Origin of the sequence: Affinirhizobium straminoryzae, from assembly GCF_007004135.1 — a bacterium.
In the GTDB taxonomy this organism is placed as follows: domain Bacteria; phylum Pseudomonadota; class Alphaproteobacteria; order Rhizobiales; family Rhizobiaceae; genus Neorhizobium; species Neorhizobium straminoryzae.
Map to the genome: position 1 here is coordinate 119,737 of NZ_VJMG01000008.1, position 26,907 is coordinate 146,643.

Annotated in this window: 24 protein-coding genes; 15 read left to right on the top strand and 9 right to left on the bottom strand. The window is 63.2% G+C overall.

Going from position 1 to position 26,907, the window contains the following annotated elements; translation table 11 throughout:
• Positions 1–813: a hypothetical protein gene (locus FNA46_RS03300; RefSeq protein WP_142880913.1), complete on the top strand. Its 813-nt coding sequence runs from the start codon at positions 1–3 to the stop codon at positions 811–813.
• Between the two features lie 217 nt (positions 814–1,030).
• A complete protein-coding gene (locus FNA46_RS03305; RefSeq protein ID WP_142880914.1) occupies positions 1,031–2,668 on the top strand; it encodes a hypothetical protein in 1,638 nt (545 codons plus the stop codon).
• 177 nt (positions 2,669–2,845) lie between these two features.
• Here FNA46_RS03305 and FNA46_RS03310 read toward each other — a convergent pair whose 3' ends face one another.
• The gene (locus FNA46_RS03310; RefSeq protein WP_246102809.1) at positions 2,846–3,238 is read right to left on the bottom strand and encodes a nuclear transport factor 2 family protein; all 393 of its coding nucleotides are present in this window, start codon (positions 3,236–3,238) and stop codon (positions 2,846–2,848) included.
• Entirely contained in the window at positions 3,235–3,399 is a 165-nt protein-coding gene (locus FNA46_RS25910; protein ID WP_185969708.1) for a hypothetical protein, read from the bottom strand. The genes FNA46_RS03310 and FNA46_RS25910 overlap by 4 nt, the downstream gene beginning before the upstream one ends.
• 373 nt (positions 3,400–3,772) lie before the next feature.
• On the opposite strand from FNA46_RS25910, the gene FNA46_RS25915 reads away from it, so the two are divergent.
• Positions 3,773–3,931: a hypothetical protein gene (locus FNA46_RS25915; protein ID WP_185969711.1), complete on the top strand. Its 159-nt coding sequence runs from the start codon at positions 3,773–3,775 to the stop codon at positions 3,929–3,931.
• 194 nt (positions 3,932–4,125) lie between these two features.
• On the opposite strand, the gene FNA46_RS03315 is transcribed toward FNA46_RS25915, so the two are convergent.
• The gene (locus FNA46_RS03315) at positions 4,126–5,517 is read right to left on the bottom strand and encodes a sensor histidine kinase (protein ID WP_142880915.1); all 1,392 of its coding nucleotides are present in this window, start codon (positions 5,515–5,517) and stop codon (positions 4,126–4,128) included.
• 24 nt (positions 5,518–5,541) lie between these two features.
• Positions 5,542–6,219, bottom strand: coding sequence for a response regulator transcription factor (locus tag FNA46_RS03320; RefSeq protein WP_142880916.1), 678 nt, complete (start codon positions 6,217–6,219; stop codon positions 5,542–5,544).
• 144 nt (positions 6,220–6,363) lie between these two features.
• Here FNA46_RS03320 and FNA46_RS03325 point away from each other — a divergent pair, with 144 nt between their 5' ends.
• From FNA46_RS03325 to FNA46_RS03345, 5 genes are all read left to right on the top strand, one after another.
• Positions 6,364–7,434, top strand: a complete 1,071-nt coding sequence (locus FNA46_RS03325) for an ABC transporter substrate-binding protein (protein WP_142880917.1) — start codon at positions 6,364–6,366, stop codon at positions 7,432–7,434.
• A 241-nt stretch (positions 7,435–7,675) separates the two neighbouring features.
• Complete coding sequence (locus tag FNA46_RS03330; RefSeq protein WP_142880918.1) at positions 7,676–8,620, top strand: Bug family tripartite tricarboxylate transporter substrate binding protein; 945 nt, start codon at positions 7,676–7,678, stop codon at positions 8,618–8,620.
• Positions 8,617–9,111, top strand: coding sequence for a tripartite tricarboxylate transporter TctB family protein (locus FNA46_RS03335; protein ID WP_142880919.1), 495 nt, complete (start codon positions 8,617–8,619; stop codon positions 9,109–9,111). Before FNA46_RS03330 ends, FNA46_RS03335 begins: the two co-directional genes overlap by 4 nt.
• 10 nt (positions 9,112–9,121) lie before the next feature.
• Positions 9,122–10,639, top strand: a complete 1,518-nt coding sequence (locus tag FNA46_RS03340; RefSeq protein WP_142880920.1) for a tripartite tricarboxylate transporter permease — start codon at positions 9,122–9,124, stop codon at positions 10,637–10,639.
• 163 nt (positions 10,640–10,802) lie between these two features.
• The gene (locus FNA46_RS03345) at positions 10,803–11,795 is read left to right on the top strand and encodes a lysylphosphatidylglycerol synthase transmembrane domain-containing protein (RefSeq protein WP_142880921.1); all 993 of its coding nucleotides are present in this window, start codon (positions 10,803–10,805) and stop codon (positions 11,793–11,795) included.
• On the opposite strand, the gene FNA46_RS03350 is transcribed toward FNA46_RS03345, so the two are convergent.
• A complete protein-coding gene (locus FNA46_RS03350; protein WP_142880922.1) occupies positions 11,764–13,047 on the bottom strand; it encodes a DUF763 domain-containing protein in 1,284 nt (427 codons plus the stop codon). The genes FNA46_RS03345 and FNA46_RS03350 overlap by 32 nt on opposite strands.
• 345 nt (positions 13,048–13,392) lie before the next feature.
• On the opposite strand from FNA46_RS03350, the gene FNA46_RS03355 reads away from it, so the two are divergent.
• From FNA46_RS03355 to FNA46_RS03380, 6 genes are read left to right on the top strand one after another with little or no spacing between them, the layout of a single operon-like run.
• Entirely contained in the window at positions 13,393–15,279 is a 1,887-nt protein-coding gene (locus tag FNA46_RS03355) for a peptidylprolyl isomerase (RefSeq protein WP_142880923.1), read from the top strand.
• Positions 15,280–15,300: 21 nt separating this feature from the next.
• On the top strand, positions 15,301–16,317 hold the full coding sequence (gene trpD, locus FNA46_RS03360) for an anthranilate phosphoribosyltransferase (protein ID WP_142880924.1): 1,017 nt from the start codon (positions 15,301–15,303) through the stop codon (positions 16,315–16,317).
• 17 nt (positions 16,318–16,334) lie between these two features.
• Positions 16,335–17,150: an indole-3-glycerol phosphate synthase TrpC gene (trpC, locus tag FNA46_RS03365; protein ID WP_142880925.1), complete on the top strand. Its 816-nt coding sequence runs from the start codon at positions 16,335–16,337 to the stop codon at positions 17,148–17,150.
• Complete coding sequence (gene moaC, locus FNA46_RS03370; protein WP_142880926.1) at positions 17,150–17,641, top strand: cyclic pyranopterin monophosphate synthase MoaC; 492 nt, start codon at positions 17,150–17,152, stop codon at positions 17,639–17,641. Before trpC ends, moaC begins: the two co-directional genes overlap by 1 nt.
• A 4-nt stretch (positions 17,642–17,645) precedes the next feature.
• Complete coding sequence (locus FNA46_RS03375) at positions 17,646–18,875, top strand: molybdopterin molybdotransferase MoeA (RefSeq protein WP_142880927.1); 1,230 nt, start codon at positions 17,646–17,648, stop codon at positions 18,873–18,875.
• A gap of 60 nt (positions 18,876–18,935) precedes the next feature.
• Positions 18,936–20,390 carry a cryptochrome/photolyase family protein gene (locus FNA46_RS03380; protein ID WP_246102811.1) on the top strand — a complete coding sequence of 485 codons (1,455 nt, stop codon included), beginning with the start codon at positions 18,936–18,938 and terminating at the stop codon, positions 20,388–20,390.
• A 102-nt stretch (positions 20,391–20,492) separates the two neighbouring features.
• Here FNA46_RS03380 and FNA46_RS03385 read toward each other — a convergent pair whose 3' ends face one another.
• From FNA46_RS03385 to FNA46_RS03400, 4 genes are all read right to left on the bottom strand, one after another.
• Positions 20,493–22,130, bottom strand: coding sequence for a CTP synthase (locus FNA46_RS03385; RefSeq protein ID WP_425468659.1), 1,638 nt, complete (start codon positions 22,128–22,130; stop codon positions 20,493–20,495).
• Between the two features lie 127 nt (positions 22,131–22,257).
• Positions 22,258–22,677 (bottom strand): preprotein translocase subunit SecG, encoded by a 420-nt coding sequence (secG, locus tag FNA46_RS03390; protein WP_142880929.1) that lies wholly within the window; start codon positions 22,675–22,677, stop codon positions 22,258–22,260.
• Between the two features lie 117 nt (positions 22,678–22,794).
• Positions 22,795–23,565, bottom strand: a complete 771-nt coding sequence (gene tpiA, locus FNA46_RS03395; RefSeq protein WP_142880930.1) for a triose-phosphate isomerase — start codon at positions 23,563–23,565, stop codon at positions 22,795–22,797.
• Positions 23,566–23,714: 149 nt separating this feature from the next.
• Complete coding sequence (locus FNA46_RS03400; protein ID WP_142880931.1) at positions 23,715–24,629, bottom strand: alpha/beta hydrolase; 915 nt, start codon at positions 24,627–24,629, stop codon at positions 23,715–23,717.
• A gap of 210 nt (positions 24,630–24,839) precedes the next feature.
• Between FNA46_RS03400 and parE the strand changes: the two genes are divergently transcribed.
• Positions 24,840–26,903, top strand: a complete 2,064-nt coding sequence (gene parE, locus FNA46_RS03405) for a DNA topoisomerase IV subunit B (RefSeq protein WP_142880932.1) — start codon at positions 24,840–24,842, stop codon at positions 26,901–26,903.
• Positions 26,904–26,907 lie beyond the last annotated feature (4 nt).

The following is a 26,907-nucleotide window of genomic DNA, read 5'->3' on the forward strand; positions in this document are numbered from 1 at the left end:
GTGAGTATCTGGAGCGCTGTAGGCGCTATCGGATCGTCTTTGCTTGGCGGCATCTTCGGGTCCAAAAAGCAAAAGACTGAAAGCACCGTTGATTACGTCAAGATGGCGCAATCTGCGGAGGCGGCGGGGTTTAACCCGCTGACCGCGCTCCGCAACGGTGGCAGTGCTGGTTTCACCAGCACTGTTCAGCATCCCGGCTTGTCTGGGATGGCTGACGCGATCTCGCAGATCGGCGGCACCCTTGGTGCTGCTCTCGATGAGCATTTCGACCCTATCGCGCAAAAGCGTAATCAGGTCGAAAGTGCGCTTCTCGATTACCAGCTTGAAAAGCTGCAATCCAAGGGCAAGAGCGGCCTTATGTTTGGGGATGTCCCCTCTAAGGCTGGCTCGTCGCTCGTGCGTAGTCCGGTCCCGCCGCTCTCGTCTACAGGCAAGGCGGCACCTCCCAAGGCAAAGAAAAACGCTCCGGGTGAAGGGACGATTGTCGGCGGCGACGATCCCAAGGCGTCTAGCTTGGGTTGGAGCGGCGAAAGATACGGCTGGTTTCATGCTCCATTTTTCCCGGATGCTGAAACCTTTGAGACTATCTACGGCGAGAGTGAAATAGGTTCTTCCCTGTATGGTGCAGGGAAGGTTATCGCTGATGGGTTGTATAGCGGATACCGCAACGTTGTTAGCGGCGCTCGGGATTTTGCTGACTACTGGAATCGGAAAACGAAAACTAAGCCTGATGCGGAATACGCTCGCGAATACATGAATAATATTCGCGATTCTGTTCCTACGCTGGCAAAATCTCCGAAGACTAGCTGGTGATTACATGAAGTAATCCAGCAACTCCGCCTAGGCAGATCGCTGCGATTAATATTCGGATATACCAGATGAATATCCATGCAGCGAGGTTTATAGCCTTTTCAACTACGGGTGTCATGATGTCCTCATCAAAACGTTGCTCGGCGTGTGAGCGCCGCGCGAAAGCAATCAAAAAGTTTATTGGTCGCGTGGTGCGACCTGTCAAGAGAAGGAAAGCGAAATGAATGTAAGTGCTGCTGACATTAAGGCGCTCGCGCGCACGAAGACGACTCCGATTCCGGTGCAGCGGTCCACCCGTCAGGTGGATATCCGCGCCCTCACCTCTTTGCCTGCTGGCAAGATGGTTCCCATTGCGGCTTTCCCTCTCCTTCGCGAGGATCGACTGCGGTCGTCTCAGATGCGGATTTCTTTCGAACTGATGGAAACCGTCGAAATCCTGATGAACGCCGTCAACGTTGCGGTGAAGGCGTATCTTGTGCCGAACGTTGCCTTCGAACGGTTTTCCGGCTTCGACGAACTGAACAGGGCCTATGAGGGTATCCCGAATCAGGAAGGCGGGCCGGTTACGCCCTACATCGAAACCATGGTTGCGGGCGCTTATGGGTCGATCCCGATCCATAAATATCTCGGCTTTCACGCCGCCCCCACCGACAACATCAATACGGCCTATATCGAGGCGTATAACCAGATCTGGAATTTCCGGGCAAAGAATCGCTCGAAGGGTTTGGCTCTTCGCAGCAGGCTCCAGACTGATCTGGCAACGGCGTTCTGGCAGCACGACAGCTTCCGGCACATTGTGCCCGATTTTGATCAGGCCGTTATCGATGGTCAGGTCGCGCTGAATGTTGTGAACTCGGCTCTTCCGGTGAAGGGTATCGGTATTCACAATTCCGATAACTCTCCCGGTGGCGCGACTGCTACCTACAAGCATAGCTTGGGAGATGCTTCTTGGACCACGCCTTGGATGGGGTCTGAGATCGGTGTGAAGTCCCGCAATGACGGTGGTACGTGGCGTCCTGATGTTTTCGCCGAATTGCAGGCGAACGGGATTACCGTCTCCCTCTCCAACATCGAGCTGGCCCGGAAGACACAGGCGTTTGCGGAGCTGCGTAAGCAGTACGGCGGGCATGATAATTACATCATCGATCTGCTGATGGATGGTATCACCATTCCTGAACAGCAGTGGCGGCAGCCTATCCTGCTCGCAGACAAGACGACCGTTTTCGGTGTCTCCAAGCGCTACGCGACGGATGGCGGCAATCTGACCGACAGCGTCGTGAGCGGCGCGACGTTCGTTGATCTCAATCTCGTGACGCCCGTTGTCCCCTGTGGCGGCGTGATCATGATTGTTGCGGAGATCACTCCCGAACAGCTGTTCGAGCGCCAGCGCGATACTTACCTGCACACGACAACTGTCTCGCAGTTGCCGCAATATCTTCGCGACACGCTCGACCCGGAAAAGGTCGATATCGTGAAGAATGGCGAGATGGATACCAGCCACGCGACCCCGAACGGTGCGTTCGGTTACGCGCCTCTGAACTGGGCTTGGTCCAAGTCCGTCCCCCAGGTCGGCGGGCGCTTCTTCCGTCCGGCTGCTGTCACGACTTTTGACGAGGATCGCCAGCGCATCTGGGCGGTTGAAACCGCGAACCCTACCCTCGGCCCTGATTTTTATCTGTGCAATGGCATGCACACGAAGCCTTTCGTGGTGACGAATCAGGATATTGGTGAAAGTCTGGCTCGGGGCGTGATGACAATCGACGGCCTGACTGTCTTCGGTGGCGCTCTTGTCGAGGCCAATGGAGATTACGCGGAGGTTCTTTCTGAAGCTCCTCAGACGCGTATCGTAAAGGCGTAATATTTCATATTGCGCAAAACATGGGTTTGCAGCATATTGGGTATACGATTTCTCTAATTCCTTGAAATTGTTCCTCAATCTACCTTATCCTGCATTTGTGTTGCAAGGGGGCAGATTCCATTTCCGAGTGCGACCAGCACCTCCTCTTGCGTTGATCGGCGGCGGTGTGCGGCGAAGTCAGATGGTGGGATGAAGCCGCGGTTCGCCCAGCTTGAACCAGGCCTTGGCGATCTTGCCATCGGCGACCTCGTAGAGACAAATGACCTCTACCTCACCCTTTCCCTCTGGAAAGTTGCGGGTGACGATTTCGTGGTCGATGACGAGATTGCCGAGGCTCGTGCGGCTCAGCAATCGCCCATGCAGATCCGGTTCAAGGAAGCGCGTGACATGGCGCGCCCGGATCGCATCAGCGCCCTTCGCCAGCAAGTGGTCGGGGAACGCGTAATAGAGGCAGTCCTCCGCCCACCAGCGCATGAAGGCGTCGATGTCGCGTGCATTGTAGGCCTTGAGCTGTTCCTGCACCGGCCAGGCCGGATGATCGGAACTGACGGCTTCGCCCGGCAGGCTCACGTCGGAAGGCCGCTTGATGGCGCGATGAACTGGAAATAGGCCCAGACAAGCACGAGGCCAATCAGGATGGCTGCAGCGACCAGCGCCTTGCGCAGGCCCGGCGGCACCTGACGCGGCGGCTTCTGGGGCTTGGGGCGTTGGAACTTGATGACGTTGTTCATGACGGTCCTGACAGGCGCTGCACACCTGCATTCCCTATCCGATTTTACCCCTTCGTTCCAGAGAGATGACAGCGGACCGGGCGCATGGATGCGACGCGCACAGGCAACCTCTCCGTGACTGCGCTGTCGCGCCTATTTTCCGCTTGGTACAACCGAATCTGTTGACGGGACGGCGCGAAGCAGTGATGTGTGCCCCAGATGATTCAAGGGTGCCCCGTCCGGGGCGATGGCGCAGCAAGCCCGACCGGATGGATCGTTCGTCAGCCGCCTCTGGCCTGCCGGCAACTCTGCCGCGCAAGTCAGGCGCAAGGTGGCGCGCCTAATCTTGGCTCCAACCGCCGGGATGGACACGGCGCAGACAAGGGGCATGAACATGAACGAGTTGGATGGGCAGATGGAACTTCGGGACACGGCGATCGCACTCTTCCTGGAGGAAAACGATCTCGACCAGATCACCGATATTCTCGTGGCCGCGCTGGACGATGCGCTTCGGCTGATGGCCGAGGAAATCGCCCAGGACACGGTGCACTGACAACCTGCAGCACCCCGTCAGGCGTGACGGGCAACGGTGATGGGGCACACTCTTTCGCCAGAAGCCGGGCAGTCTCGGTGAGGCGCTGTCGCTTAGAGCGAGTTTCGATCTGACTGAATCAGATATTCGCTCTAACCTTTTATTTTTGAAGCATAATCTTATCGATCCTCGTTTCGCTCCGGTCGGATTGTGCTTCAGCCCGCCCTCTCCCGCATCAGGCGGATGACCACCCGCAATCCATCGCCGCGGCTTGCATCCTCAAGCGTCAGCGTGCCGCCATGCAGCCGGGCGATCTCCTCGACGATCGGCAGGCCAAGGCCGCTTCCCGGAAGCCCTGCGGAACTTGCGCGCTCGAACCTCTTCAGAACGTCGGCGCGCCTGTGCGGCGGAATGCCGGGACCGTTGTCCTCCACTTCGATGCAGACGGCTGCATCGTCTTCCGACACGCGCACGGTCACCTCCGCGCCGCGCCCGGCGTAGAGGATGGCATTGGAAATCAGGTTTTTCAGCATTTCCGCGAGCAGCAGCGGTTCGCCCCGCAGCAGCACGGCGCCCTCCCCCTCGAAGCCGAGATCGATCCCGGCCTCCGCGGCAGAGGGAATGTGATCGGCTGTCAGAGATCGGGCAAACCCGGTGAGATCGACATCGGTCAGAGCGGAACCCTCCGCCCGTGCCGCAGCATCGATGCGCGCCATCATCAGAAGCTGCGCCAGCACCCGCTCGGCATGGGCGACGGCCTCATCGGCGCGGGCGATCGCAGCGGCGAGATCGCCCGCTTCCTCGGCACGCGCGGCGAGCGCCAGCTGCGTGCGCACCACGGCCAGCGGGGTGCGCAGTTGATGGCTGGCATTGCCGGTGAAATGGCGCAACGCCTCCAGCGCCGAATTCAGCCGCACCATGAAGGAGTTGACCGTCTCGACCAGCCCTTCGACCTCGCTCGGTACGTGCTCGCCGATCGGATCGAGATCGTCCGGGCTGCGCTCGGCGATGGCGGAGCTCAGCCGGTAGAGCGGACGCAGCGACAGCGACACCGCGATCCAGACGATCAGCGCAGCACCGGACATCATCAGCGCGAGGCGCAGCGCCGAATGCAGCAGGATCGACCGCGTCAGCTGCCGGCGCGCCATGGTGGTTTCTGCAACCGTGACCGTAAAGGGCACCGAGGAAATGCCTGTGGACGCCGAGCGGGCAAGCGTCGCGACACGGATCGGCTCGCCCCGGAAGGTCGCGTCATCGAAGGCCGTCGATTGCCCCTCGCGGCGCGGCAGGGTCGGCAGCGCCTGATAGCCGGTAATGAAGATGCCGGGGGGACCATCGACGCGATAGAACACGCGATCCTGTGCTGCAGACGTCAGCATTTCCAGCGCGACATAGGGAATGTCGACCTCGAGCGAGCCATCCTCCGCCACGACCACACGTTCAGCAATGGCGAGCGCGGAGCCGGCCAGCACGCGATCGGAGACCTCGTTGGCGGTCTGCCGCGCCTCGCGCCAGGTATCGGCCAGCGCCAGAGAGCCGAGGACGGCCGTGGCCGCCAGCAGCCAGGCGAGCAGCCGGCCGCGCAGCGAGCGGGTCACGTTTCTCATGTCACGTCTCTCATGCCACCCCCGTCACGCGGTTTCGGCAGCCGTATCGAGATAATAGCCGATCCCGCGCGCCGTCTTGACCGTCAGCTGATGCGCTTGCAGCCGCCGTCTCAGCCGCGAGACATATTGCTCGATGGCATTGGGCGACAGATCGGTATCGAAACCGGCGAGCGAGCCGATGATCGCCTCCTTGGACACCACCTTGCCGGCCCGCAGGAACAGCAGTTCCAGCAATGCCAGTTCCCGCGCAGGAATATCCACTGGACGGCCCTGCGCTGAAAAGCTGCGGGATGTCAGATCGAAGGCCAGACCGCCGAACTCGACGCGGGAGGAGCGCAGACCTGCCTGCCGCCGCAACAGCACGCGAATGCGCGCCTCCAGCTCGGAAATGTCGAAGGGCTTGGTCAGATAGTCATCGGCACCGAGATCCAGGCCACGCACCCGTTCCTCCGGCGCACCACGTGCGGTGAGGATCATCACCGCCGTCTGGTTCTGGCGGGCACGTAAGGAGCGTAGCACCTGCAAACCGTCCATCTCGGGAAGGTTGAGATCGAGGATGATCAGATCGAAGCGTTCGGCCGTCGCCACAGCCTCCGCCGAAAGGCCGTCGGCCACCACGTCCACCACGTAGCCGCTGCCGCGCAGAATGGCCGAAAGCCCTTCGGCAAGTGCCTGATTGTCCTCCACCAGCAGAATGCGCACGCAACCCTCCCTCTTCACCCACCAAGGATAGAGGCGCCACGCGAGCCTGTCACCGTCCCTGGGCTGCAAAACCCAAGGTTCTCATGGCAAGTCCCGCACACCTGCCCGCTTGCCTGCCTCCATCGGCTCGGGCATCATGGCCAGATGCAACGGCTTTTCCCCACACTTTTCCTGTCTTGCGTCCTGTCCGGGACGGCGGTGGCCGATGTGACGGATTTTCCGGCGATATCAGGCCGCAGCGATGCGCCTCGCCTCCTCGTCTATTCCTCGCTCGATCAGCCTATGGCGCGGCCGATGATCGAGGCCTTCCAGCGTGCCAATCCCGATATTGCCGTCCGCTACGAGGACATGCTGACCGGCCAGATCTACGAACGGATCCTCGAGGAAACCGATTCTGGCCAGAAAACGGCGGATTTTGCCTTTTCCTCTGCCATGGACCTGCAGGTGAAGCTGGCGAATGACGGCTATGCCCAGCAGAGCCGGCTTGCCCTCAGCGCCTCCTGGCCGGCCTGGGCCAACTGGAGGGACACGGCCTATGCGCTGACCTTCGAGCCGGCGGTTTTCGTCTACCACAAGCCGAGCTTTATCAGCGAACCACCACCGGCCAGCCGGGCGGAATTCATCGACTATCTCCGGCGCAAGGGCGATGCCGTGCACGGCCGCATCGCCACCTATGATATCGAGCGTTCCGGTGTCGGCTTCCTTTTCATGTCACGCGACCAGGAACAGTTCGACGACATCTGGTCCGTCGTGGATGCCATGGGCGAGGCCGGCGTGCGGCTCTATTCCACCAGCCAGGCCATCCTGGAACGGGTCGCCGACGGCCGATTCGTGCTGGGCTACAATATTCTCGGCTCCTATGCGGCGGACTGGGCCTCGAATCATCCCGAAGTCGGCATCGTGCTGCCGAAGGATTACACGGTGGTGATGTCGCGGATCGGCCTCGTGCCTCAGGCCGCAGCCTCGCCGGATCTCGGTCGGCGCTTCCTTGATTTCTTCATGTCGCGCCAGGGACAGACCATTCTGACGCGCGAACTGCAGATCCCGGCGGTGAATCCCGAGGTGGCCGAAGGCAATACGGCCACCACGATGCGGGAAATGCTGGGCGGCCAGTTGAAGCCGGTGCCGGTCAGCCCCGGCCTGATGGTCTATCTCGATCAGGTAAAGCGCGCACGCCTGATTGCCCGCTGGAACGACGTGCTGCGCATTCGCTGACGTCGTGCACCAGCCTCCTTCAAGGGCGGGCAATGCCGCCCTGCGCCTCCCTGACAGGCAACGTCAGGTAAATGTCAGCATAATGTGATCGCTTGATGGTGTCCGGGTTCGTGGAGGCCAATCCGGACAAAATGCGGGGAGGAGGAGCCCGCCGGCAGCAGCCGGCGCCGTTGTGGCTGTTTTCTTCCTTCCGGCAGCAACGAACACAGCGCGTCACTTGACGCCCCCAGGAGGAACAACCTTGAAACACGTATTTATCGCTACGCTGCTTGCCGGCTCGATCGCCCTGCCCGCCTATGCCGCCGACTACACCATCATGGCGCCTGCCGCTCCCGGCGGTGGATGGGACCAGACGGCCCGTTCGCTGCAGACGACAATGCAGCAGGAAGGCATTTCCAAGAATGTGCAGGTCATCAACGTGCCCGGCGCCGGCGGCACGATCGGCCTTGCCCAGTTCGCCAGCCAGCAAAAGGGCAATGCGCATGCCCTGATCGTCGGCGGTTACGTCATGGTTGGCGCCATCCTGACCAACAAGGCCCCGGTGACGCTGAAGGACGTCACCCCGATCGCACGCCTGACCGGCGAAAACGAGGCGATCGTGGTTCCGGCATCCTCGCCGCTGAAGTCGGTCAAGGATCTCGTCGAGGCACTGAAGAAGAACCCGGGCTCGGTTTCCTGGGGCGGCGGTTCCGCCGGCGGCGTCGATCACATCACTGCCGGCCTGATTGCCAAGGCAGCCGGCGTTGACCCGACCAAGATCAACTACATCGCGTTTTCGGGCGGTGGCGAGGCGCTGGCCGCCATTCTCGGCGCCCAGGTCACCGTCGGCATTTCCGGCTATGGCGAGTTTGAAGGCCAGGTGAAGGCCGGTACGCTGCGTCTGCTCGCCACTTCCGGCGAACAGCGCATTCCCGGGACCGATGCCCCCACGCTGAAGGAAGCCGGCCTGGATGTGGCCGTTCAGAACTGGCGCATGGTTGCCGCCGCTCCGGGCCTCACGCCTGAGCAGAAGGCCGCCGTGACGGCTGACGTGAAGAAGCTTGCCACCTCCAAGACCTGGCAGGAAACGCTGAAGACCAAGGGCTGGCAGGACACCTATCTGGATGGCGACGCCTTCACCACGCAGCTTTCCAAGGAAATCGCCGCAACCGAAGCCATCCTGAAGGACATCGGACTGGTCAAATGAGCCAAGAGCCTCTCAACACACAGGCAAAGGAGCGCCGCCCGGAATGGGCGGCGTTTGGAATTGCGGCCATCCTGGTGGCGATCGCGGCGGTCATCCTTCTGGATGCCTCGCGGCTGCGCGAAGTCAGCGGCTATTCGCCGGTTGGACCCGGCACGGTGCCGATGGCCATCGGCGTGATCCTGCTGCTGCTGGCAGCATGGACGGTGATTGCCGCCATCCGCGGTGATTTTCCGGAGCGTGAGCGGCAGGAACTGCCGCCGGTGATCTGGATCGTCGGCGGGCTTGCCGCGCAGATGCTGCTGCTGAACATCGCCGGCTTCTCGATTGCCACCGGCGTGCTGTTTGCCGCAACCGCCGCGGGCTTCGGCAAGCGCCGGCTGTGGGTCTCGCTGCCCGTCGGCATTGTGCTCTGTCTCGTCGTCTGGCTCATCTTCGCCGGTCTTCTCCAGCTCTCGCTTCCGGCCGGTCCGATCGAGCGCCTCTTCCAGTGAAAGTCACGCCATGAGCACCTTTGAATTCCTGCTGCAGGGCCTGCTGGTGGCGGCCCAGCCGATGAACCTCCTCTATGCGCTGATCGGCGTGACGCTCGGAACCGCCGTCGGCGTGCTGCCTGGCATCGGGCCGGCGCTGACGGTGGCGCTGCTTTTGCCGGTCACTTACCGGCTCGATCCGGCAGGTTCGCTGATCATGTTCGCCGGTATTTACTATGGCGGCATGTATGGCGGCTCGACCACCTCGATCCTGCTCAATACGCCCGGCGAAAGCTCTTCCATCGTCACGGCGCTGGAGGGCAACAAGATGGCACGGGCCGGCCGCGGTGGACCGGCGCTTGCCACCGCCGCCATCGGCTCCTTCGTGGCCGGCCTGATCGCCACCTTCGGTCTTGCCTTCATCGCTCCCGTCATCGTCAAGCTGGCGCTGGTCTTCGGCCCCCGCGAATATTTCGCGCTGATGGTGCTCGCCTTCGTCACCGTCTCCTCCGCCTTCGGCGATTCGACCCTGCGCGGTCTCACCTCGCTTTTCATCGGGCTTGCCCTGTCGATCATCGGCATCGACCAGCTCACCGGCCAGACGCGTCTTGCCTTCGGCGTACCGGACCTGCTTGACGGCGTGGAAGTCACCACGCTCGCCGTGGCCATGTTCGCGATCGGCGAGACGCTGTTCATCGCAGCCCAGGGCAATACCGGGCCGGACAAGGTGGAAGCCGTCAAGGGATCGGTCTGGATGAACGCGGCAGACTGGGCGCGCTCCTGGAAGCCCTGGCTGCGCGGTACCCTGATCGGATTTCCGATCGGCGCCATGCCGGCCGGCGGCGCCGAAATCGGCACCTTCCTCTCCTACGCCACGGAGAAGCGGCTGACCAAGCATCCGGAGGAGTTCGGCAACGGCGCCATCGAAGGCGTCGCCGGGCCGGAAGCGGCCAACAATGCCTCGGCCGCCGGAACGCTGGTGCCGCTTCTGACGCTCGGCCTTCCGACGACCGCGACGGCCGCGATCATGCTGGCCGGCTTCCAGCAATATGGCCTGCAGCCGGGCCCGTTGCTGTTTGCCACCAATCCGCAGCTCGTCTGGGGTCTGATCGCCTCGCTGCTGATTGCAAACTTCATGCTGCTGGTGCTGAACCTGCCGCTCGTCGGCCTCTGGGTGCGCCTGCTGACGATACCGAAGCCGTGGCTCTATGCCGGCATCCTGCTGTTTGCCACGCTTGGCACGATCGGCGCCAACCCCTCGGTGTTCGAACTCGGCATGCTGCTCGCCTTCGGCCTGCTCGGCTATGCGATGCGCGTCTTCGGCTATCCGATCGCGCCTGTCGTGGTGGGTCTGATCCTCGGTCCGCTCGCCGAACAGCAGCTGCGCCGGGCGCTCGCCATCAGCCAGGGGGACTTTACCGTGCTGTTCACCTCGCCGATCGCCGCCGTGCTTCTGACGATCGCAGCGCTTGCCTTCATCGTGCCGCTGATCCTGCGTGCCCGTGGCAAGGGCGAGGTTCTCTCGCAGATGGCAGCCGAGGAAGACTGAACCTGCCGCAAACTTTCCCGTCGGCCGGCCCGGCCGGCGGGAACAACACGCCATCTTCTTCGTTCACAGGCACGCATTCTGGTGGACGATCCATGGCCGCATTTTTCCGACATTGCTCCTTCCGCAGCCCGCAGCGCATCACACACGCGACGGGAGGATGCGCATGAGCGGAAGGAAGAAACGTCTCACCTGGGGCATGATGCTGTTCGGCTTCGCGCTGGCGGGCTATCTTCTCTATGTCGGCCTCAGCAAGTTCACCTGGGACGATATCGTCCGCTCCGTGCGGGCCATACCTGGCCGGAACATGGCGCTCGCCCTTTTCTACTGCGCCCTCTCCTATCTCTGCCTGACCGGCTTCGACTGGACCGGCGTGCGCTCTGTGAAGAGCGACCTCGCCTATCCCCGCATCGCGCTCGCCTCCTTCGTCAGCCTCGGACTTGGCCAGACGATCGGTCTTGCCGGGCTCAGCAGCGGTGCCATCCGCTATCGCTACTATGCCCATTGGGGCCTCTCGACGGAGGATGTCGCGAAGATCGTGCTGCTGTCGGGCGTCACCGTCGGCCTTGGCCTGATGGTGCTCGGCGGGCTGGTAATGGTGCTGAACCCGTCTGACACCGCCGGCATCCTGCGCCTCGGTCCGAACGTGGTGCGGATGCTCGGCGTTCTCTGCCTCGCGCTTGCGGTGGCCTATGTGGCGCTTGCCGCGTTTCTGCGCACGCCGCTGCGCATCCGCGGCTGGTCCTTCCAGTTGCCAAGAGCCCGGCTTGCTGTCGCTCAGATCGTCCTCGGCACGCTGAACTTCGCCTTCGTCTCCGCCTGCCTGATGGAACTGATGCAGGCGACGGAGAATGTCAGCTTTCTCAAGGCCGCCACCGCCTTCGTGCTCGGCAATATCGCGATCCTCATCACCCATGCGCCGGGCGGGCTCGGTGTACTGGAGGTAACGGTGCGGCATGTGATGGGCGAACAGGCCTCGATCGGCGCGCTGGTCGCCTTCCGGGTGATCTACTTCTTCATTCCGCTCTTCATCGCCCTGCCTGTCGCGCTGATCAGCGAAGCAGCCTTCCGGATCGCCCGCCGTCGTCAGGATCGCAGCAGCGGCCCGCCCGAGGGCACCGCCCGCGTTACACCGGCCGTCGAGCTGCCTTCGGTGTGAAGGCTGCCTCCGCCTCCACCACCCGAAGATCGGCTTCCCAGCCGAAAACGCTGCGGCCGCCATAAGCGGATGAGCGGCTAAACTCGCCGGCAACGATTTCCTTGAGATCCGGGCCGGTCACGTACTGCTCCATCAGGCGCGCCTGCGCATCCAGCCGCCGCAGCGCCTCCAGTTCCTCGTCAAGCCCCAGCCTGCCCTTGCGCACTGCCGACTTCATGACCCGGATCGTTTCGTCATAGACCTTGATCGGGACCGGAAAGGGGTGGCGGTCCTTGCCGCCATGCGCCAGCGAAAATCTTGCGGGATCGGAAAAGCGGCAGGGCGCGCCATGCACCACCTCCGCCACCAGTGCCAGCGCCTCCACGGTGCGCGCGCCGACGCCAGGCGTCAGCAGCAGGTCCTCGAAATCCTGTGGCCCCCGGTCGGCGGCGGCAGCGAGCGCCCCGTGCAGCCGGCGCATGTTCACGTCCTTTTCCCTGACATCATGATGGTCCGGCATCACCAGATGCGGCAAGATCGGTTGGGCAACCGGTTCCGCCGTCTGCCGATTGGCGGCCGAAAGTTCGCGGATAATCCGGTCGGGACCGAGACCGGCCAGCAGGTCGAGCTGGCCGCTGCGTGATCGCTCCGCGCGGCGATCGGCAAGGTTGACGATCTCGCCCTGCCCCCTGCCCTCGATCGCTGCATGCGGCGAATCGAGAAAGCCCGACATGCCCTCCGACATCCAGTGATAGCGCCGGGCCTGCCGCCTCTCGTCGCTCATGCCCTGCTGCACCACCACCCACTTGCCATCATCGGCGACGATGAAGCCGTGCAGATAAAGGCTGAAGCCATCCTGCACCGCCGCGCTGTCGACCTTTGCCACCAGCCTGCTGGTGCGGGCCATCGCGGCGCCATCGAAGCCGATGCGATGACCGATCGCCATCAGTTCATCGGGCGTGCGGCGCGAATGCTGGCCGCGACCGCCGCAGACATACAGGCCGAGTTCGCCGGCCATGGGGGCAAGCCCGCGCTTCAGCGCGCCGATCACGCTGGTGGTGATGCCGGACGAATGCCAGTCCATGCCCATCACAGCCCCGAAGGACTGGAACCAGAAGGGACTTGCCATGCGCCCCAGAAATTCATCACGGCCATAGTGCTGAACGATCGCTTCCGTGATCAGCGCCCCGAGCCTGGTCATCCGCTGGCCGAGCCAGGCAGGAACCCGGCCACCATGCAAGGGAAGATCGGCGCTACCAGCTCTCTTTGCCATGTTCTTCTTTCGTTCGTTTCATCCGTCATACATCAGACGGCAGCCCTTGTGTAGAAATCCCGAAACCTTTTTGATGGCGGGCGGTCTGAAAGAGGCGCGCCTACGGTCCGCCGCAACGCGACCGGAGAAGACGGGAATCATAGCCGCCATGCCCTGCACCGAAGGCGCACCCCTGGCCCACGGTGAGACCAAGTCCTACTCGTCATGCCGCCGTCAGCCCCAATCGCGTCTTGCGCGTCTTTTGAGGCAAAATGCCTTCATTTCCGCTGCGCTTTGTTCTAGAGACAAACCTTCAAGGCTGCCGGTGGCAGCGCCAGCTATCCTTTCGCAAGGTAATGTCGATCGATGCTTGATTCCCTCAGATCCGCTTCCCGCTCGTGGGTGGCGAAGTTGCTGTTCCTCATCCTCGTGGTTTCCTTTGGCATCTGGGGAGCCTCCGCATCGATTGTCAGCCCCGGCAGCAACGCCGTCATGACCGTGGGCGACCAGCGCATCCGGCCGGAAGAATTCCGCCTTGCCTATCAGCGCCAGCTGAGCGCGCTGAGCCGCCAGTTCGGCACGCAGCTGACCCGAGAACAGGCCCGCGCCTTCGGTGTCGAACAGCAGGCTTTCGCACAGCTTGCCGCCGGTGCTGCCCTCGATCAGCTCTCGCAGGACATGCGCCTCGGCCTTTCACAGGATCGTCTGGCCGGCCTGATCGCCGAGGATCCGGCCTTCCGTGGCAATGACGGCCGTTTCGACCGCCAGCTGTTCAGCAGCCGACTGCGTAATGCCGGCATCCGCGAGGACGACTACATCAGCGAACGCAGCAAGGTTGCCGTACGCAGCCAGATCGTCGACGCCATCTCCGATGGCTTCCAGCCGCCGAAGGTGCTGGTCGAGGCGCTGAAGCAGTATCGTGACGAAGAACGCGACGTGAACTATCTGCTGCTCTCCTTTGCCAATATCGACCCCGTCAAGGCGCCGGACGAGGCCGTGCTGAGCACCTGGTTTGCCAATGCCAAGAGCCGCTACCGCGCGCCGGAACTGCGCCGCTTCGCCTATGTGACGCTGCAGCCGGGCGATGTCGCCGATCCGACCAGCGTCACCGACGAGCAGGTGAAGACCGAATACGATCGCCGCAAGGACAGCTATCGCACGCCGGAAACCCGCACCATCGAACAGCTGCCCTTCCCGAGCAAGGAAATGGCCGATGCCGCGCTGGCACAGATGAAGGAACGCAGCCTGACCTTCGACCAGCTGGTGGCCGATCAGGGCAAGACCGCAGCCGATGTGATGCTCGGCGATTTCACGAAGGACCAGCTGCCGGACCAGAAGATTGCCGATGCGGCCTTCGCGCTTGGCCCGCAGGGTGGCGTGACGCCGGTGGTACAGGGCACGTTCGGCCCGGTCGTTCTGCGCGTCACCAATGTCCGCCCGGAAACCACCAAGTCCTTCGACACGGTCAAGGACGAGATCCGCCGCAACCTGGCCCTCTCGGCCGCGGCCCAGGCGGTCCAGTCGGTGCATGATCGCTTCGAGGACCTGCGTGGCTCCGGCTCCTCGCTGGAGGAAGCCGCCAAGCAGCTGCAGCTGAAGGCCGTCGAGGTGACCGTGGACCGCAGCGGCAATGATGGCAGCGGCAAGCCGGTGGCAACGCTTCCGAAGTCGGATGGTCTGCTGACGGAGGTCTTCCGCACCGATGTCGGCGCAGAAGCGCTGCCGGCCAATCTGGGCCGCGACGGTTATGTGTGGTTCGATGTGCGTGAAGTCATTGCGGAACGTGACCGCAGCCTGTCGGAAGTGCATGACAAGGCAGTGGCCGACTGGACGACGGAACAGCAGCGCGCCGCCCTCAAGACCCGCGCCGACGAGCTGAAGGCCCGTCTTGACAAGGGTGAGGACATGGCCGCCATCGCCACCGAACTCGGCCTTGCCGTCGAGAGCAAGACCAATCTGAAGCGCCAGAGCACGGACCCGATCTTCGGCGGGGAAGCGGTGCAGGCAGCCTTCAGCGGACCGGTCGGCACCAATGCGACCGCTCAGGCTGCCGATGGCGAAAGCCGTCTTCTCGTGCATGTCACGGCCGTCAACCATCCGCCGGCCGATGCGCTGAGCGGCGAGGAACAGCAGCTGCAGCAGATTGCACGTGCGGCTGGTGACGACATTCTCGACCAGATGGTCAACCAGCTGCAGACGCGCTACGGCGTGTCGATCAATCAGGCGCTGGCCGACCAGGCCATGGTTCGCTAGCAGGACGAAGGGGGAGCCGGCATGGGAGAACTGAAACCCTTCATCGCCAAGGTGGCCAATGGCGAGGCGCTCTCCCGCGAGGACGCACGCGCCGCCTTCGATATCCTGATGTCGGGCGAGGCGACGCCCTCGCAGATCGGCGGCTTTCTGATGGCGCTGCGGGTGCGCGGCGAAACGGTGGAGGAGATCGCCGGTGCTGTCTCCACCATGCGGTCCAAGATGCTGCCGGTGGCAGCGCCGTCTGATGTCATCGATATCGTCGGCACGGGTGGCGACGGCCTCGGAACCTACAACATTTCGACGCTCGCAGCGATCATCGTCGCCGGCGCCGGTGTCCGGGTCGCCAAGCATGGCAATCGGGCATTGAGTTCGAAATCCGGCACGGCGGATGCCCTGACGGCCCTTGGCGTGAAGCTCGACATCCCGCCAGCCCTGATCAGCCGGTGCATCGAGGAAGCGGGTATCGGCTTCATGTTCGCGCAGGTGCATCACGCGGCCATGCGCCATGTCGGCCCGAGCCGCGTGGAGCTTGGCACGCGCACCATCTTCAACCTTCTCGGCCCCCTTTCCAACCCGGCCGGGGCCCGGCGCCAGTTGCTCGGCGTCTTCTCGCCGCGCTGGTTGCAGCCGATTGCGGAAGTGATGCGCGATCTCGGCTCCGAAAGTCTCTGGGTGGTGCACGGCCAGGGCATGGACGAGATCGCCACCACCGGCGTGACGCATGTCACCGCACTGGAAAATGGCGCGATCCGGAGTTTCGATCTGACGCCCGAAGATTTTGGCGTCGCGCGCGCCACGATCGAGGAATTGAAGGGCGGCGACGGCGAGGTGAATGCGCGTGCATTGCGCGCTGTGCTCGGTGGTGCCCGCAATGCCTATCGTGATATCGCTCTTTGCAATGCTGCTGCGTCCCTCGTGGTTGCCGGCAGGGCCGCCGACGTGCTGGAGGGCATGATCCTTGCCACCCAGTCGCTGGACAGCGGCAATGCGGCGGCCGTTCTCGACCGCCTCGTCGCTGTCTCCAACGAGACCATCTGAGGTTCCCCGAGGTTTTCATGAGCGACATTCTGAAGAAGATCGAAGCCTACAAGCTGCAGGAAATCGCGGCCGCCAAGGCGCGTGTCTCCGAGGCAGACCTGAAGGCCATGGCTGCCGACCAGCCGGGCCCACGCGGTTTTTACCGGGCGCTGCGGGAAAGGCAGCAGGCAGGCACCTTCGGCCTGATTGCCGAAATCAAGAAGGCGAGCCCGTCCAAGGGTCTGATCCGGCCGGATTTCGATCCGCCGGCACTCGCAAGGGCCTATGAAGAGGGCGGCGCTGCCTGCCTCTCCGTGCTGACCGATGCGCCGAGCTTTCAGGGCGCGCCCGAATTTCTGACCGCCGCACGCGCGGCGTGTTCACTGCCGGCGCTGCGCAAGGATTTCATGTTCGATCCCTATCAGGTGCTGGAAGCCCGCGCCTGGGGGGCAGACTGCATTCTGCTGATCATGGCCTCGCTCTCCGACGAGGTCGCCAAGCGGCTGGAGGACGAAGCCGTCGCGCTCGGCATGGACGTGCTGATCGAAGTGCACGACGAGGAAGAGATGGAGCGGGCCCTGAAGCTTGCCTCACCGCTCGTCGGCATCAACAACCGCAATCTGCGCACCTTCGAGGTCAGCCTCGAGGTCAGCGAACGGCTGGCAGGACTGGTTCCCGCGGACCGGTTGCTGGTCGGCGAAAGTGGCGTCTTCACCCATGCCGATTGCCTGCGTCTCCAGAAGAGCGGCATCTCGACCTTCCTCGTCGGCGAAAGCCTGATGCGCAAGGACGACGTGACAGCGGCAACGCGCACGCTGCTGACCGGCGAGGCCGCAAGCCAGGCAGCCGAGTGATGGTGGACGACGCCCGCCTGAGCCATATCAACGCTGCCGGTGAAGCGCATATGGTCGATGTCGGCGACAAGGCCACGACAGTGCGGATCGCGACCGCCGAGGGCCATGTCCGCATGCAGCCCGAAACGCTGGCGCTGATCCGCGCCGGCAATGCGAAAAAGGGCGACGTGATCGGAACGGCGCGGCTTGCCGGCATCATGGCGGCGAAGCAGACCGCCGCACTCATACCCCTCTGCCATCCTCTGATGCTGAGCAAGGTCTCCGTCGAGATCACCGAGGATGAGGCCCTGCCGGGCCTGCGTGTCGAGGCAACCGTCAAGCTGAGTGGCCAGACGGGTGTCGAGATGGAGGCGCTGACCGCGGTCTCCGTTGCCTGCCTGACGATCTATGACATGGCCAAGGCCGCGGACAAGGGCATGCAGATCGGCGGTATCCAGCTTCTCGCCAAGAGCGGCGGCAAATCCGGCGACTGGCAACGCAGCAAGGAATGACACCATGGCAGGCCCGCTCCTTCCCGTTTCCGACGCCCTCCAGCGCCTTTTGTCGCGCGCCAGGCCGGTGGCGGAGGCGGAACGGATCGGCCTCAGGCAGGCAGCCGGCCGCGTGCTGGCGGAAGATCTTGCCGCACGCCTGACACAGCCCCCCTTTCACGCCTCCGCGATGGACGGCTATGCACTGCGCGCCGCCGACGCTGCCAAGATCGGCGCCGAACTGACCGTGATCGGGCAGTCAGCAGCCGGCCACGCCTTTGGCAGCACGCTCGGCCCCGGCGAAGCCGTGCGCATCTTTACCGGTGCGCCGGTGCCTGAGGGCGCAGACGCGGTGCTGATCCAGGAGGATGCCGAGCGGCTGGACGACAACCGAATCCGCACGACTTTCGCCGTGACGGCGGGACGACATATCCGTCCGCGTGGTCAGGATTTTGCCGAGGGCGAGGTGGTGCTGAAGGCCGGCACCAGGCTCGACCATGCCCATGTGACCGTTGCGGCCGCGATGAACCATGCGACAGTCTCCGTCTACCGACGTCCGCGGGTGGCGCTGGTTGCCACCGGCGACGAACTGGTCGCCCCCGGCGGCGCCCCCGGACCTGACCAGATCATTGCCTCCAATACCTTCGGCGTGGCGGCCCTGATCGAGGCAGCTGGCGGCGAGGTTCTGGATCTTGGCATCGTCGGCGACGACCGCACCCTCATCGAGGCGCAGATCGGCAAGGCTGTCGAGGCCGGTGTCGATGTGCTGGTGACGCTCGGCGGCGCCTCCGTCGGCGACCACGACCTGGTGCAGGTAAGTCTCAAGGCCAAAGGGATGGCGCTGGATTTCTGGCGCATCGCCATGCGCCCCGGCAAGCCGCTGATGGTCGGTGCACTCGGAGACATGCAGGTTCTCGGCCTGCCCGGCAATCCGGTGGCAAGCCTCGTCTGCTGCCTGCTGTTCCTGGAGCCGCTGATCGCCCGGCTGGCGCACCAGCCGCGTCCCGACCGTAGCGGGACGGCCGTGACTGCAACGACGCTTTCCGCCAACGACCAGCGGCAGGACTATCTGCGCGCCACGCTTTCGCGCGACACGGAGGGCCATCTGGTCGCGACCGCCTACGGCAAGCAGGATTCCTCGATGATGAAGATCTTTGCCCATTCCGACGCGCTGATCGTGCGGCCGCCGCACGCGCCGGAATTGCCGGCGGGCAGCCCCTGCCCCATCATCCTGCTGCGGCCGTTCCCCGGGTGATCTGCAGCGCGGGCGTATCCGTAAGCGGCTGACAAATACTCGAAATTCCGGAGCTGCCGCGTGTCCGACCGATCCCCCGTCCTTCTCTGGTTCCGCAAGGATCTGCGTCTCGATGACAATGCTGCGCTGATGGCAGCAGTCCAGAGCGGCGGGCCGGTGGTCTGCGTCTATGTGCGCGAACCGCAATCGGAAAAGGTCGGGCCCCTGGGCGCCGCACAGGAATGGTGGCTGCATCATTCGCTGACAGCCCTCGACGCGGCACTGTCCGAAAAAGGCAACCGGCTGATCCTGCGCAGTGGCACGGCGGTCGAGGCGCTGGCGATACTGGCGCGCGAGACCGGCGCAAGATCCCTTTTCGTCAATCGCCTCTACGAGCGCGACGAGATCGACCCCGCCATCCTCGAACAGCTTCACAGGACCGGGCTGGAGATCCGTCGCTTCAAGGGCCAGCTCCTGCATGATCCGAAGACGATGCGCACCGGCACGGCCGGACCCTACCGGGTCTACACACCCTTCTGGAGGGCGCTGGAAAAGGAAGGCGAGCCACGTGAGCCGGTGGATGCGCCCGCCTCCATTCCCGCGCCTGCGCATGTTCCCGCCTCCGAATCGCTTGCCGATTGGGATCTCCTGCCGCAACGCCCGAACTGGGCGGTAGAATTCGACAACCTCTGGCAACCGGGAGAAGCGGGCGCTCATCAGCGGCTCAGGCGCTTCATCGACAAGCCGATCGAACGCTACAAGCGCGACCGCGACTTTCCGGGGCTTGAGGATGCAACCTCGATGCTCTCCCCGCACCTCGCCTTCGGCGAAATCTCGCCGGCCCGCATCTGGCACGCAACGCGGGGCCTGACCGCCACGGAAGACATGATCCATTTTCGCAAGGAACTGGTCTGGCGCGAATTTTCCTACCACCTGCTGGTGGAGTTTCCACGGCTTGCCAGCGCCAACTGGAACGATCGGTTCGATGCCTTCCCCTGGGCGTTTGACAAGGCGCAGTTCGCAGCCTGGACGACGGGGCAGACGGGCTATCCGATCGTCGATGCCGGTATGCGACAGCTGTGGCGGCACGGCTACATGCACAACCGGGTGCGGATGATTACGGCCTCCTTCCTGATCAAGGACCTGATGATCGACTGGCGAAAGGGCGAGGCCTGGTTCCGCGATACGCTGCTGGATGCCGATGCCGCTTCGAACGCCGCCAACTGGCAATGGGTGGCCGGGTCCGGCGCGGATGCCGCCCCCTTCTTCCGCATCTTCAACCCGATCCTGCAGGGCGAGAAATTTGATCCCGCGGGTGATTACATCCGTCGGTTCGTGCCGGAGATCGCAGGACTGCCGAACCGCTATCTCCACAAGCCCTTCGAGGCGCCGCTTGCCGTGCTGAAAGAGGCTGGCGTGACGCTCGGCACCACCTATCCGAAACCCGTCGTCGACCACGGCCTTGCCCGCGACCGGGCGCTGTCGGCCTATGCGCATGTCACCGGCAGGAGCGCCGATCCGGATCCGCGGGATTGAGGGGTTGCGACTGCCGCGACCGACCAAACAATCCCCTTTCAACAAAAAACCCCCTGCCCGGCTTCGCGGACAAGGGGCGATGATGTTTTACAGGATCAGGCCTCAGACCAGGCGGCTCTGCTCCAATGCCGCTTCGATGAAGCTTGCAAACAGCGGATGCGGATCGAGCGGACGGCTCTTCAGTTCCGGATGGTACTGAACGCCGATGAACCAAGGGTGATCGGCATATTCGATGGTTTCCGGCAGCAGCCCGTCCGGCGACATGCCGGAGAAAACGAGGCCACAGCTTTCCAGCCGGTCCTTGTAATCCACGTTGACTTCGTAGCGGTGACGATGGCGCTCGGAAATGTCAGTGGAACCGTAGATCTCGGCAATCTTCGTCTCGCGCTTCAGCGCCGCCTTGTAGGCGCCGAGACGCATGGTACCGCCGAGATCACCGGACGCGGAGCGCTTCTGCAGCTCGTTGCCCTTCACCCATTCGGTCATCAGGCCGACCACCGGCTCCTTGGAGGGTCCGAATTCGGTGGAGGACGCAGATTCGATGCCGGCGAGGTTGCGGGCAGCTTCCAGCACCGCCATCTGCATGCCGAAGCAGATGCCGAAATAGGGCACCTTGCGTTCACGGGCAAAGCGGGCGGCATTGATCTTGCCTTGCGCGCCGCGCTCGCCGAAGCCGCCGGGCACCAGAATGCCGTTGACCTTTTCCAGATAAGGCGCCGGATCTTCCTTCTCGAAGATTTCCGACTCGATCCATTCGAGCTTCACCTTCACGTGGTTCGCGATCCCGCCATGATGCAGCGCCTCGATCAGCGACTTGTAGGCATCCTTGAGGCCGGTGTACTTGCCGACGACGGCGATCGTAACCTCGCCCTCCGGCGTACGGATGCGGTTACAGACCTCTTCCCAAGCTTCCAGACGCGGCTTCGGAGCCGGCTCGATGCCGAAGGCGGCCAGCACTTCGTTGTCGAGGCCTTCCTTGTGATAGGCCATCGGCACGTCATAGATGTTGGCGACATCCAGCGCCTGGATGACGGCGGACGGACGCACGTTGCAGAACAGCGAAAGCTTGCGGCGTTCGGCCTCCGGGATCTCGCGGTCGGCACGCACCAAAAGGATATCGGGCGCAATGCCGAGTGCCTGCAACTCCTTCACCGAATGCTGGGTCGGCTTGGTCTTCAGCTCGCCGGCCGCCGGAATATAGGGCATCAGCGTCAGATGCAGGTAGACGGCCGATCCACGCGGCAGCTCGTTACCGAGCTGGCGGATGGCTTCCACGAAGGGCATCGCCTCGATATCGCCGACCGTTCCGCCGATCTCGCAGATGACGAAGTCATACTCGTCATTGCCTTCAACGACGAAGTCCTTGATCTCGTTGGTGACATGCGGGATGACCTGAACCGTCGCGCCGAGGTAGTCACCGCGACGTTCCTTGTCGATGATGTTCTTGTAGATCCGGCCGGTCGTGATGTTGTCGGTCTTGGTGGCCGAACGCCCCGTGAAGCGCTCGTAATGGCCGAGATCGAGGTCGGTTTCCGCCCCGTCATCGGTCACGAAGACCTCGCCATGCTGCGTCGGGCTCATCGTGCCCGGATCGACGTTGAGATAAGGGTCGAGCTTGCGAAGCCGAACCCGGTAACCGCGGGCCTGTAGCAAGGCTCCGAGGGCTGCGGCCGCAATTCCTTTTCCGAGGGAAGAAACCACGCCGCCTGTGATGAATACATATCGCGCCATGGGAGTCACCGGATACCTTTAAACGAACGATTCCACCAGCAGAATTCTAACGCCCCTGCGTTAAAGCTGTTGAAATCTGGACAAAAGAAAACCGGCAGGCTTTCGGCCTGCCGGATGTTTTATGCGTCACGCGGCCTTATTGGCCCGTCGGAACCGCCTTCGGATCGGCCGGAGCCGGAGCTGCCGGTGCGGCAGCGCCGTTACCGGCAGCCGGTGCAGCGGCGCCATTCGCCGGAGCCTGGCCTGCCGGTGCTGCGCCGCCGAGCGAGTCGAGAATACCGTTGCCGCTACCCTGCTGCGAGGCGGGAATGCGGTTCAGGATATCCGTCGGGCGCGAATCGTAACGGGCGAGAATGCCGAGTGCCAGCGAGGTGATGAAGAACAGCGTGGCGAGGATCGCCGTGGTGCGCGTCAGCGCATTGGCCGTGCCGCGGGCCGACATGAAGCCGGAACCGCCGCCGATGCCGAGGCCGCCGCCTTCGGAACGCTGAATCAGCACGACGCCGACGAGCGCCAGCACGATCATGAGATGGATAACGATCAATACGGTCTGCATATCAGTCCAGTCCTGCGCGCCGGCTGGCGGCAATCAAAAACAGTCTGGCCGGCTCTTTAGCCGAGCCGGGCCAGCATTCCAAGGGGCAAGTGCGCCTGAACGGCGTTTTGCGGCAAATTAACCGACAAGGTCCTCATAGGCCTTGTAGATGGCGAGGAAGTCGGCCGCTTTCAAGCTTGCGCCGCCCACCAGTGCGCCGTCCACATTGGCAACCCCCATCAATTCCTTCGCATTGGAAGGCTTTACGGAGCCGCCATAGAGAATGCGGATCGCCTTGCCGGCCGCCCCGAAGCGGGCCACCAGTTCGGCGCGCATGAAGGCATGCGCCTTTTCCACGTCCTCGACCGTCGGCGTCAGGCCGGTGCCGATTGCCCAGACGGGCTCGTAGGCGATCACGGTGTTTTCCGAATTGGCGCCGTCCGGAACCGAGGCGGCCAGCTGGCGCTTGAGGATTTCCAGCGTCTGGCCGGCCTTGCGCTCATCGGCCGTCTCGCCGATGCAGATGATGGCGGTCACATCGGCGGCAAAGGCTGCTTCCGCCTTGGCGCGCACCAGATGGTCTGTTTCGGCATGGTCGCTGCGGCGCTCGGAGTGGCCGACGATCACAAAGGTGCCGTAGCAATCGGCGATCATCTCGGCCGAAATATCACCGGTATGGGCGCCCGATGCGTTCTGGTGGCAATCCTGGGCGCCGATCATCAGCGGGCTGTCCGTGCACAGCGCTGTCGAGACGTAGAGAAGCGTGGCCGGCGGGCAGATGAGCGCATCGACCTTCTCCGAAAGGGGACCCTGCACGCCTTCGGCAATCGCCTTGATCTGGTCCAGCGAGGACCGCGTGCCATTCATCTTCCAGTTTCCAGCCACCAGCGGGCGAACATCCGGCGTCATCGCGGTTTGTCTTCCTTCATCCCGAGCCGTTCCAGAAAAAGGAACGGCATCCTCACATTTTCAACAGACGGGGTTTTAGACGGTTATCGCGTGAATTGGTATGGAAAATCGCAGGCTTGGTTCAGAAGTCTGGTTAAAATTCCAGTCAATCAGCGCGCCGCCTGCGTCAGCATGAAGTTGAGGATCTCGCGCCAGTCGCTCATGCGAACCGGTGTGCCATGGCCGCCCGTACGAAACAGGCGGAAACGCGTCGGATATGCCTTGCTGATCATCTTCTGATAGACGGCGATCTGCTCTTCTGCCTTGTAAACCTTATCCGCACTGCCGTGGCTGAAGAAGACGGGAATGCGCAGCTTGGCGGCCGGCGTCGTCAGAAAGCCGGGGTCCGGCGGACCGCCCATCACCACCAGCCCCTTCAGATAGCGCACGGCCTCCTTGTCACGCGAGACGCTCTGGCAGATGAAATTCCCCATGGACGCGCAGGCCAGGATGACCGGGCGTCCCTTCGAATTCTCGAACACGAACCGGATGAGGGCGGCGACATCGGCCGCGCCGTTCGGATCGAAACCCGGCACGCTCGGTGCATAATAGGTGCCGCCGCTCGTGACGGTGAGGTTCTTCAGACGGTTGAAGTTGCCACCGAAGGAAAAATCATTGGCGCCCAGCCTGCGGTCGCCGCCGCGGCCATGGATGAAGATCACCGTGAAGGCAGCATTTTCCAGAGGCCCGACGCGGGTAACATCGAGCCGCATGCCGCCAAGCGACAGCGTCTCGTTCACCTGCTGCCGGTGGCTGACCGCCGTATCGACATAGGCAGACTTGACACGCCGTTCCGGCTCCTCGTCGCGGCCGTTGATGTCACGCTGTTCCTGATAGTCGATCACCTCGAATGCCCCGTCATCGCGGCTTTCCAGCACGGTCTGGCGAGAGAAGAGATCATCCTTGAAAGGGGGAATCGGGCCATCCGTCCCCTGGGCTGCCGCAGCGGAAGCAAGGCCGAAGACAAGCCCAAGCGCGGCAAGCCACCGCAGGGTACGCGCTTGCGGCAAATCATCTGTGGACATGCGGCGGTTCATCCACTTCCTGTCAAAACTCGGTCTTGCCAAGGACTGCGCTGCAGCGCACATCCTGTCGCAACGCCTGCTTCTTTGCACGAGCATCGCGAAAAAGCCACGCCATCTGGCACGTTCGCAGACGATTCGATAGCCACCTCCAAGCCGGAAATCCGTATCCCGCGCTTCCGTTGCTTGCTCACAGGCCCTATAGACGGACCCATGGACGACACGAACGATCTTTTCGCCAGCCTTCCGAGCACGGCTCCCAAGCCGGCCGAAAAGGCATCCGACGCAGCCGAGGCCGCTCCCAAGGCGCCGGCCGCCCGCCCGCAACCTGCTGCGCCGACAGCGGGTGGCGACAGCTATGATGCCTCCTCGATCCGGGTGCTGGAAGGGCTCGAACCCGTCCGCATGCGGCCCGGAATGTATATCGGCGGCACGGACGAGAAGGCGCTGCACCACCTGTTTGCCGAAGTCATCGACAACTCGATGGACGAGGCAGTGGCGGGCCACGCCAACTTCATCGAGGTGCATCTCGATGCGGCGGGCTTCCTGACCGTCACTGACAACGGCCGCGGCATTCCCGTGGAAAACCATCCGCAGGTGCCGGGCAAGTCCACCCTTGAAGTGATCATGACCAAGCTGCATGCCGGCGGCAAGTTCGACGGCAAGGCCTACGAGACATCCGGTGGTCTGCATGGCGTGGGTGTCTCCGTCGTCAATGCGCTGTCGGATCTGCTCGAAGTGGAGGTGGCGCGCAATCGCAAGCTCTATCGCCAGCGCTTTTCGCGCGGCGTGCCGCAAGGCGGGCTGGAGGAACTCGGCGACGTGCACAACCGGCGCGGCACGCGCGTGCGCTTCCATCCCGATCCGCAAATCTTTGGCGATCACGCAAAATTCGATCCGGGCCGTATCTTCCGCATGGCGCGCTCCAAGGCCTATCTGTTCGGCGGCGTGGAAATCCGCTGGAGCTGCGATCCGGGCGTCGTGCCAGCCGGCGGCGAGATCCCGGAAAAGGCCGTCTTCCATTTTCCCGGCGGCCTTAAGGATTATCTGGCGGCAACGCTCGGCAAGGATTTCACCGTCACCCGCGAGATCTTTTCCGGTCGCACGGAAAAAACCGGCGGTCACGGCGCCCTGGAATGGGCGATCACCTGGTATGGCGGCGACCCGCAGGTCCATTCCTACTGCAACACCATTCCGACCCCAGAGGGCGGCACGCACGAGGCGGGCCTTCGCATCGCGCTGACCAAGGGCCTGAAGAACTATGCCGAACTGACGCAGAACAAGCGCGCCCAGCAGATCACCACCGACGACGTGATGATCTCGGCCGTCGGCATGCTGTCCGTCTTCATCCGTGAACCGGAATTCGTCGGCCAGACCAAGGACAAGCTCGCGACCGTCGAAGCCCAGCGCATCGTGGAAAATGCGCTGCGCGATCCCTTTGATCACTATCTGGCCGGCAACCCGGCAGAAGCGGCAAAGCTGCTGGACTGGGTGATCGAGCGGGCCGAAGAGCGTCTGCGCCGGCGCAAGGAAAAGGAAGTCAACCGCAAGACGGCGGTGCGTAAGCTTCGCCTGCCCGGCAAGCTGGCCGACTGCTCGCAGAACACCGCCGAGGGCGCTGAACTCTTCATCGTCGAAGGCGATTCGGCCGGTGGTTCCGCCAAGCAGGCGCGCAACCGCATGAACCAGGCGATCCTGCCGCTGCGCGGCAAGATCCTCAATGTCGGCAGCGCCAGCCGCGAAAAGCTCTCCGCCAACCAGCAGATCGCCGATCTGATCCAGGCGCTCGGCTGCGGCACGCGTACGAAATATCGCGAGGAAGACCTGCGCTACGAGCGCGTCATCATCATGACCGATGCCGACGTGGACGGTGCCCACATCGCCTCGCTGCTGATCACCTTCTTCTACCAGGAAATGCCGGAGCTGATCCGCGGCAGCCATCTCTATCTGGCGGTGCCGCCGCTCTATGTCATTCGCCAGGGTGCAAAAACGGTCTATGCGCGAGACGATGCGCATCGGGCCGAACTGATGGAAACGGTGTTCAAGGGCAAGAAGGTGGAAATCGGCCGCTTCAAAGGTCTCGGCGAAATGATGCCGGCGCAGCTCAAGGAAACCACCATGGATCCCGGCAAACGCACCCTGTTGCGCGTCGAGATCGACGAGGTGGATTTCGAGGGAACCCGCGAGGCCGTCGACAACCTGATGGGGACGAAGGCCGACGCCCGCTTCCGCTTCATTCAGGACCGCGCGGCTTTCGCTGACAATCTCGACATCTGAGCCT

Excerpts from the sequence above, each read along its gene's own strand:
- FNA46_RS03355 (WP_142880923.1), top strand. The coding sequence starts at position 13,393 with ATGCTTGATTCCCTCAGATCCGCTTCCCGCTCGTGGGTGGCGAAGTTG.
- FNA46_RS03335 (WP_142880919.1), top strand. The coding sequence starts at position 8,617 with ATGAGCCAAGAGCCTCTCAACACACAGGCAAAGGAGCGCCGCCCGGAA.
- trpC (WP_142880925.1), top strand. The coding sequence starts at position 16,335 with ATGAGCGACATTCTGAAGAAGATCGAAGCCTACAAGCTGCAGGAAATC.
- FNA46_RS03305 (WP_142880914.1), top strand. The coding sequence starts at position 1,031 with ATGAATGTAAGTGCTGCTGACATTAAGGCGCTCGCGCGCACGAAGACG.
- FNA46_RS03400 (WP_142880931.1), bottom strand. The coding sequence starts at position 24,629 with ATGTCCACAGATGATTTGCCGCAAGCGCGTACCCTGCGGTGGCTTGCC.
- FNA46_RS03340 (WP_142880920.1), top strand. The coding sequence starts at position 9,122 with ATGAGCACCTTTGAATTCCTGCTGCAGGGCCTGCTGGTGGCGGCCCAG.
- FNA46_RS25910 (WP_185969708.1), bottom strand. The coding sequence starts at position 3,399 with ATGAACAACGTCATCAAGTTCCAACGCCCCAAGCCCCAGAAGCCGCCG.
- parE (WP_142880932.1), top strand. The coding sequence starts at position 24,840 with ATGGACGACACGAACGATCTTTTCGCCAGCCTTCCGAGCACGGCTCCC.
- tpiA (WP_142880930.1), bottom strand. The coding sequence starts at position 23,565 with ATGACGCCGGATGTTCGCCCGCTGGTGGCTGGAAACTGGAAGATGAAT.
- trpD (WP_142880924.1), top strand. The coding sequence starts at position 15,301 with ATGGGAGAACTGAAACCCTTCATCGCCAAGGTGGCCAATGGCGAGGCG.
- FNA46_RS03375 (WP_142880927.1), top strand. The coding sequence starts at position 17,646 with ATGGCAGGCCCGCTCCTTCCCGTTTCCGACGCCCTCCAGCGCCTTTTG.
- FNA46_RS25915 (WP_185969711.1), top strand. The coding sequence starts at position 3,773 with ATGAACGAGTTGGATGGGCAGATGGAACTTCGGGACACGGCGATCGCA.
- FNA46_RS03350 (WP_142880922.1), bottom strand. The coding sequence starts at position 13,047 with ATGGCAAAGAGAGCTGGTAGCGCCGATCTTCCCTTGCATGGTGGCCGG.
- moaC (WP_142880926.1), top strand. The coding sequence starts at position 17,150 with ATGGTGGACGACGCCCGCCTGAGCCATATCAACGCTGCCGGTGAAGCG.
- FNA46_RS03345 (WP_142880921.1), top strand. The coding sequence starts at position 10,803 with ATGAGCGGAAGGAAGAAACGTCTCACCTGGGGCATGATGCTGTTCGGC.
- FNA46_RS03325 (WP_142880917.1), top strand. The coding sequence starts at position 6,364 with ATGCAACGGCTTTTCCCCACACTTTTCCTGTCTTGCGTCCTGTCCGGG.
- secG (WP_142880929.1), bottom strand. The coding sequence starts at position 22,677 with ATGCAGACCGTATTGATCGTTATCCATCTCATGATCGTGCTGGCGCTC.
- FNA46_RS03315 (WP_142880915.1), bottom strand. The coding sequence starts at position 5,517 with ATGAGAAACGTGACCCGCTCGCTGCGCGGCCGGCTGCTCGCCTGGCTG.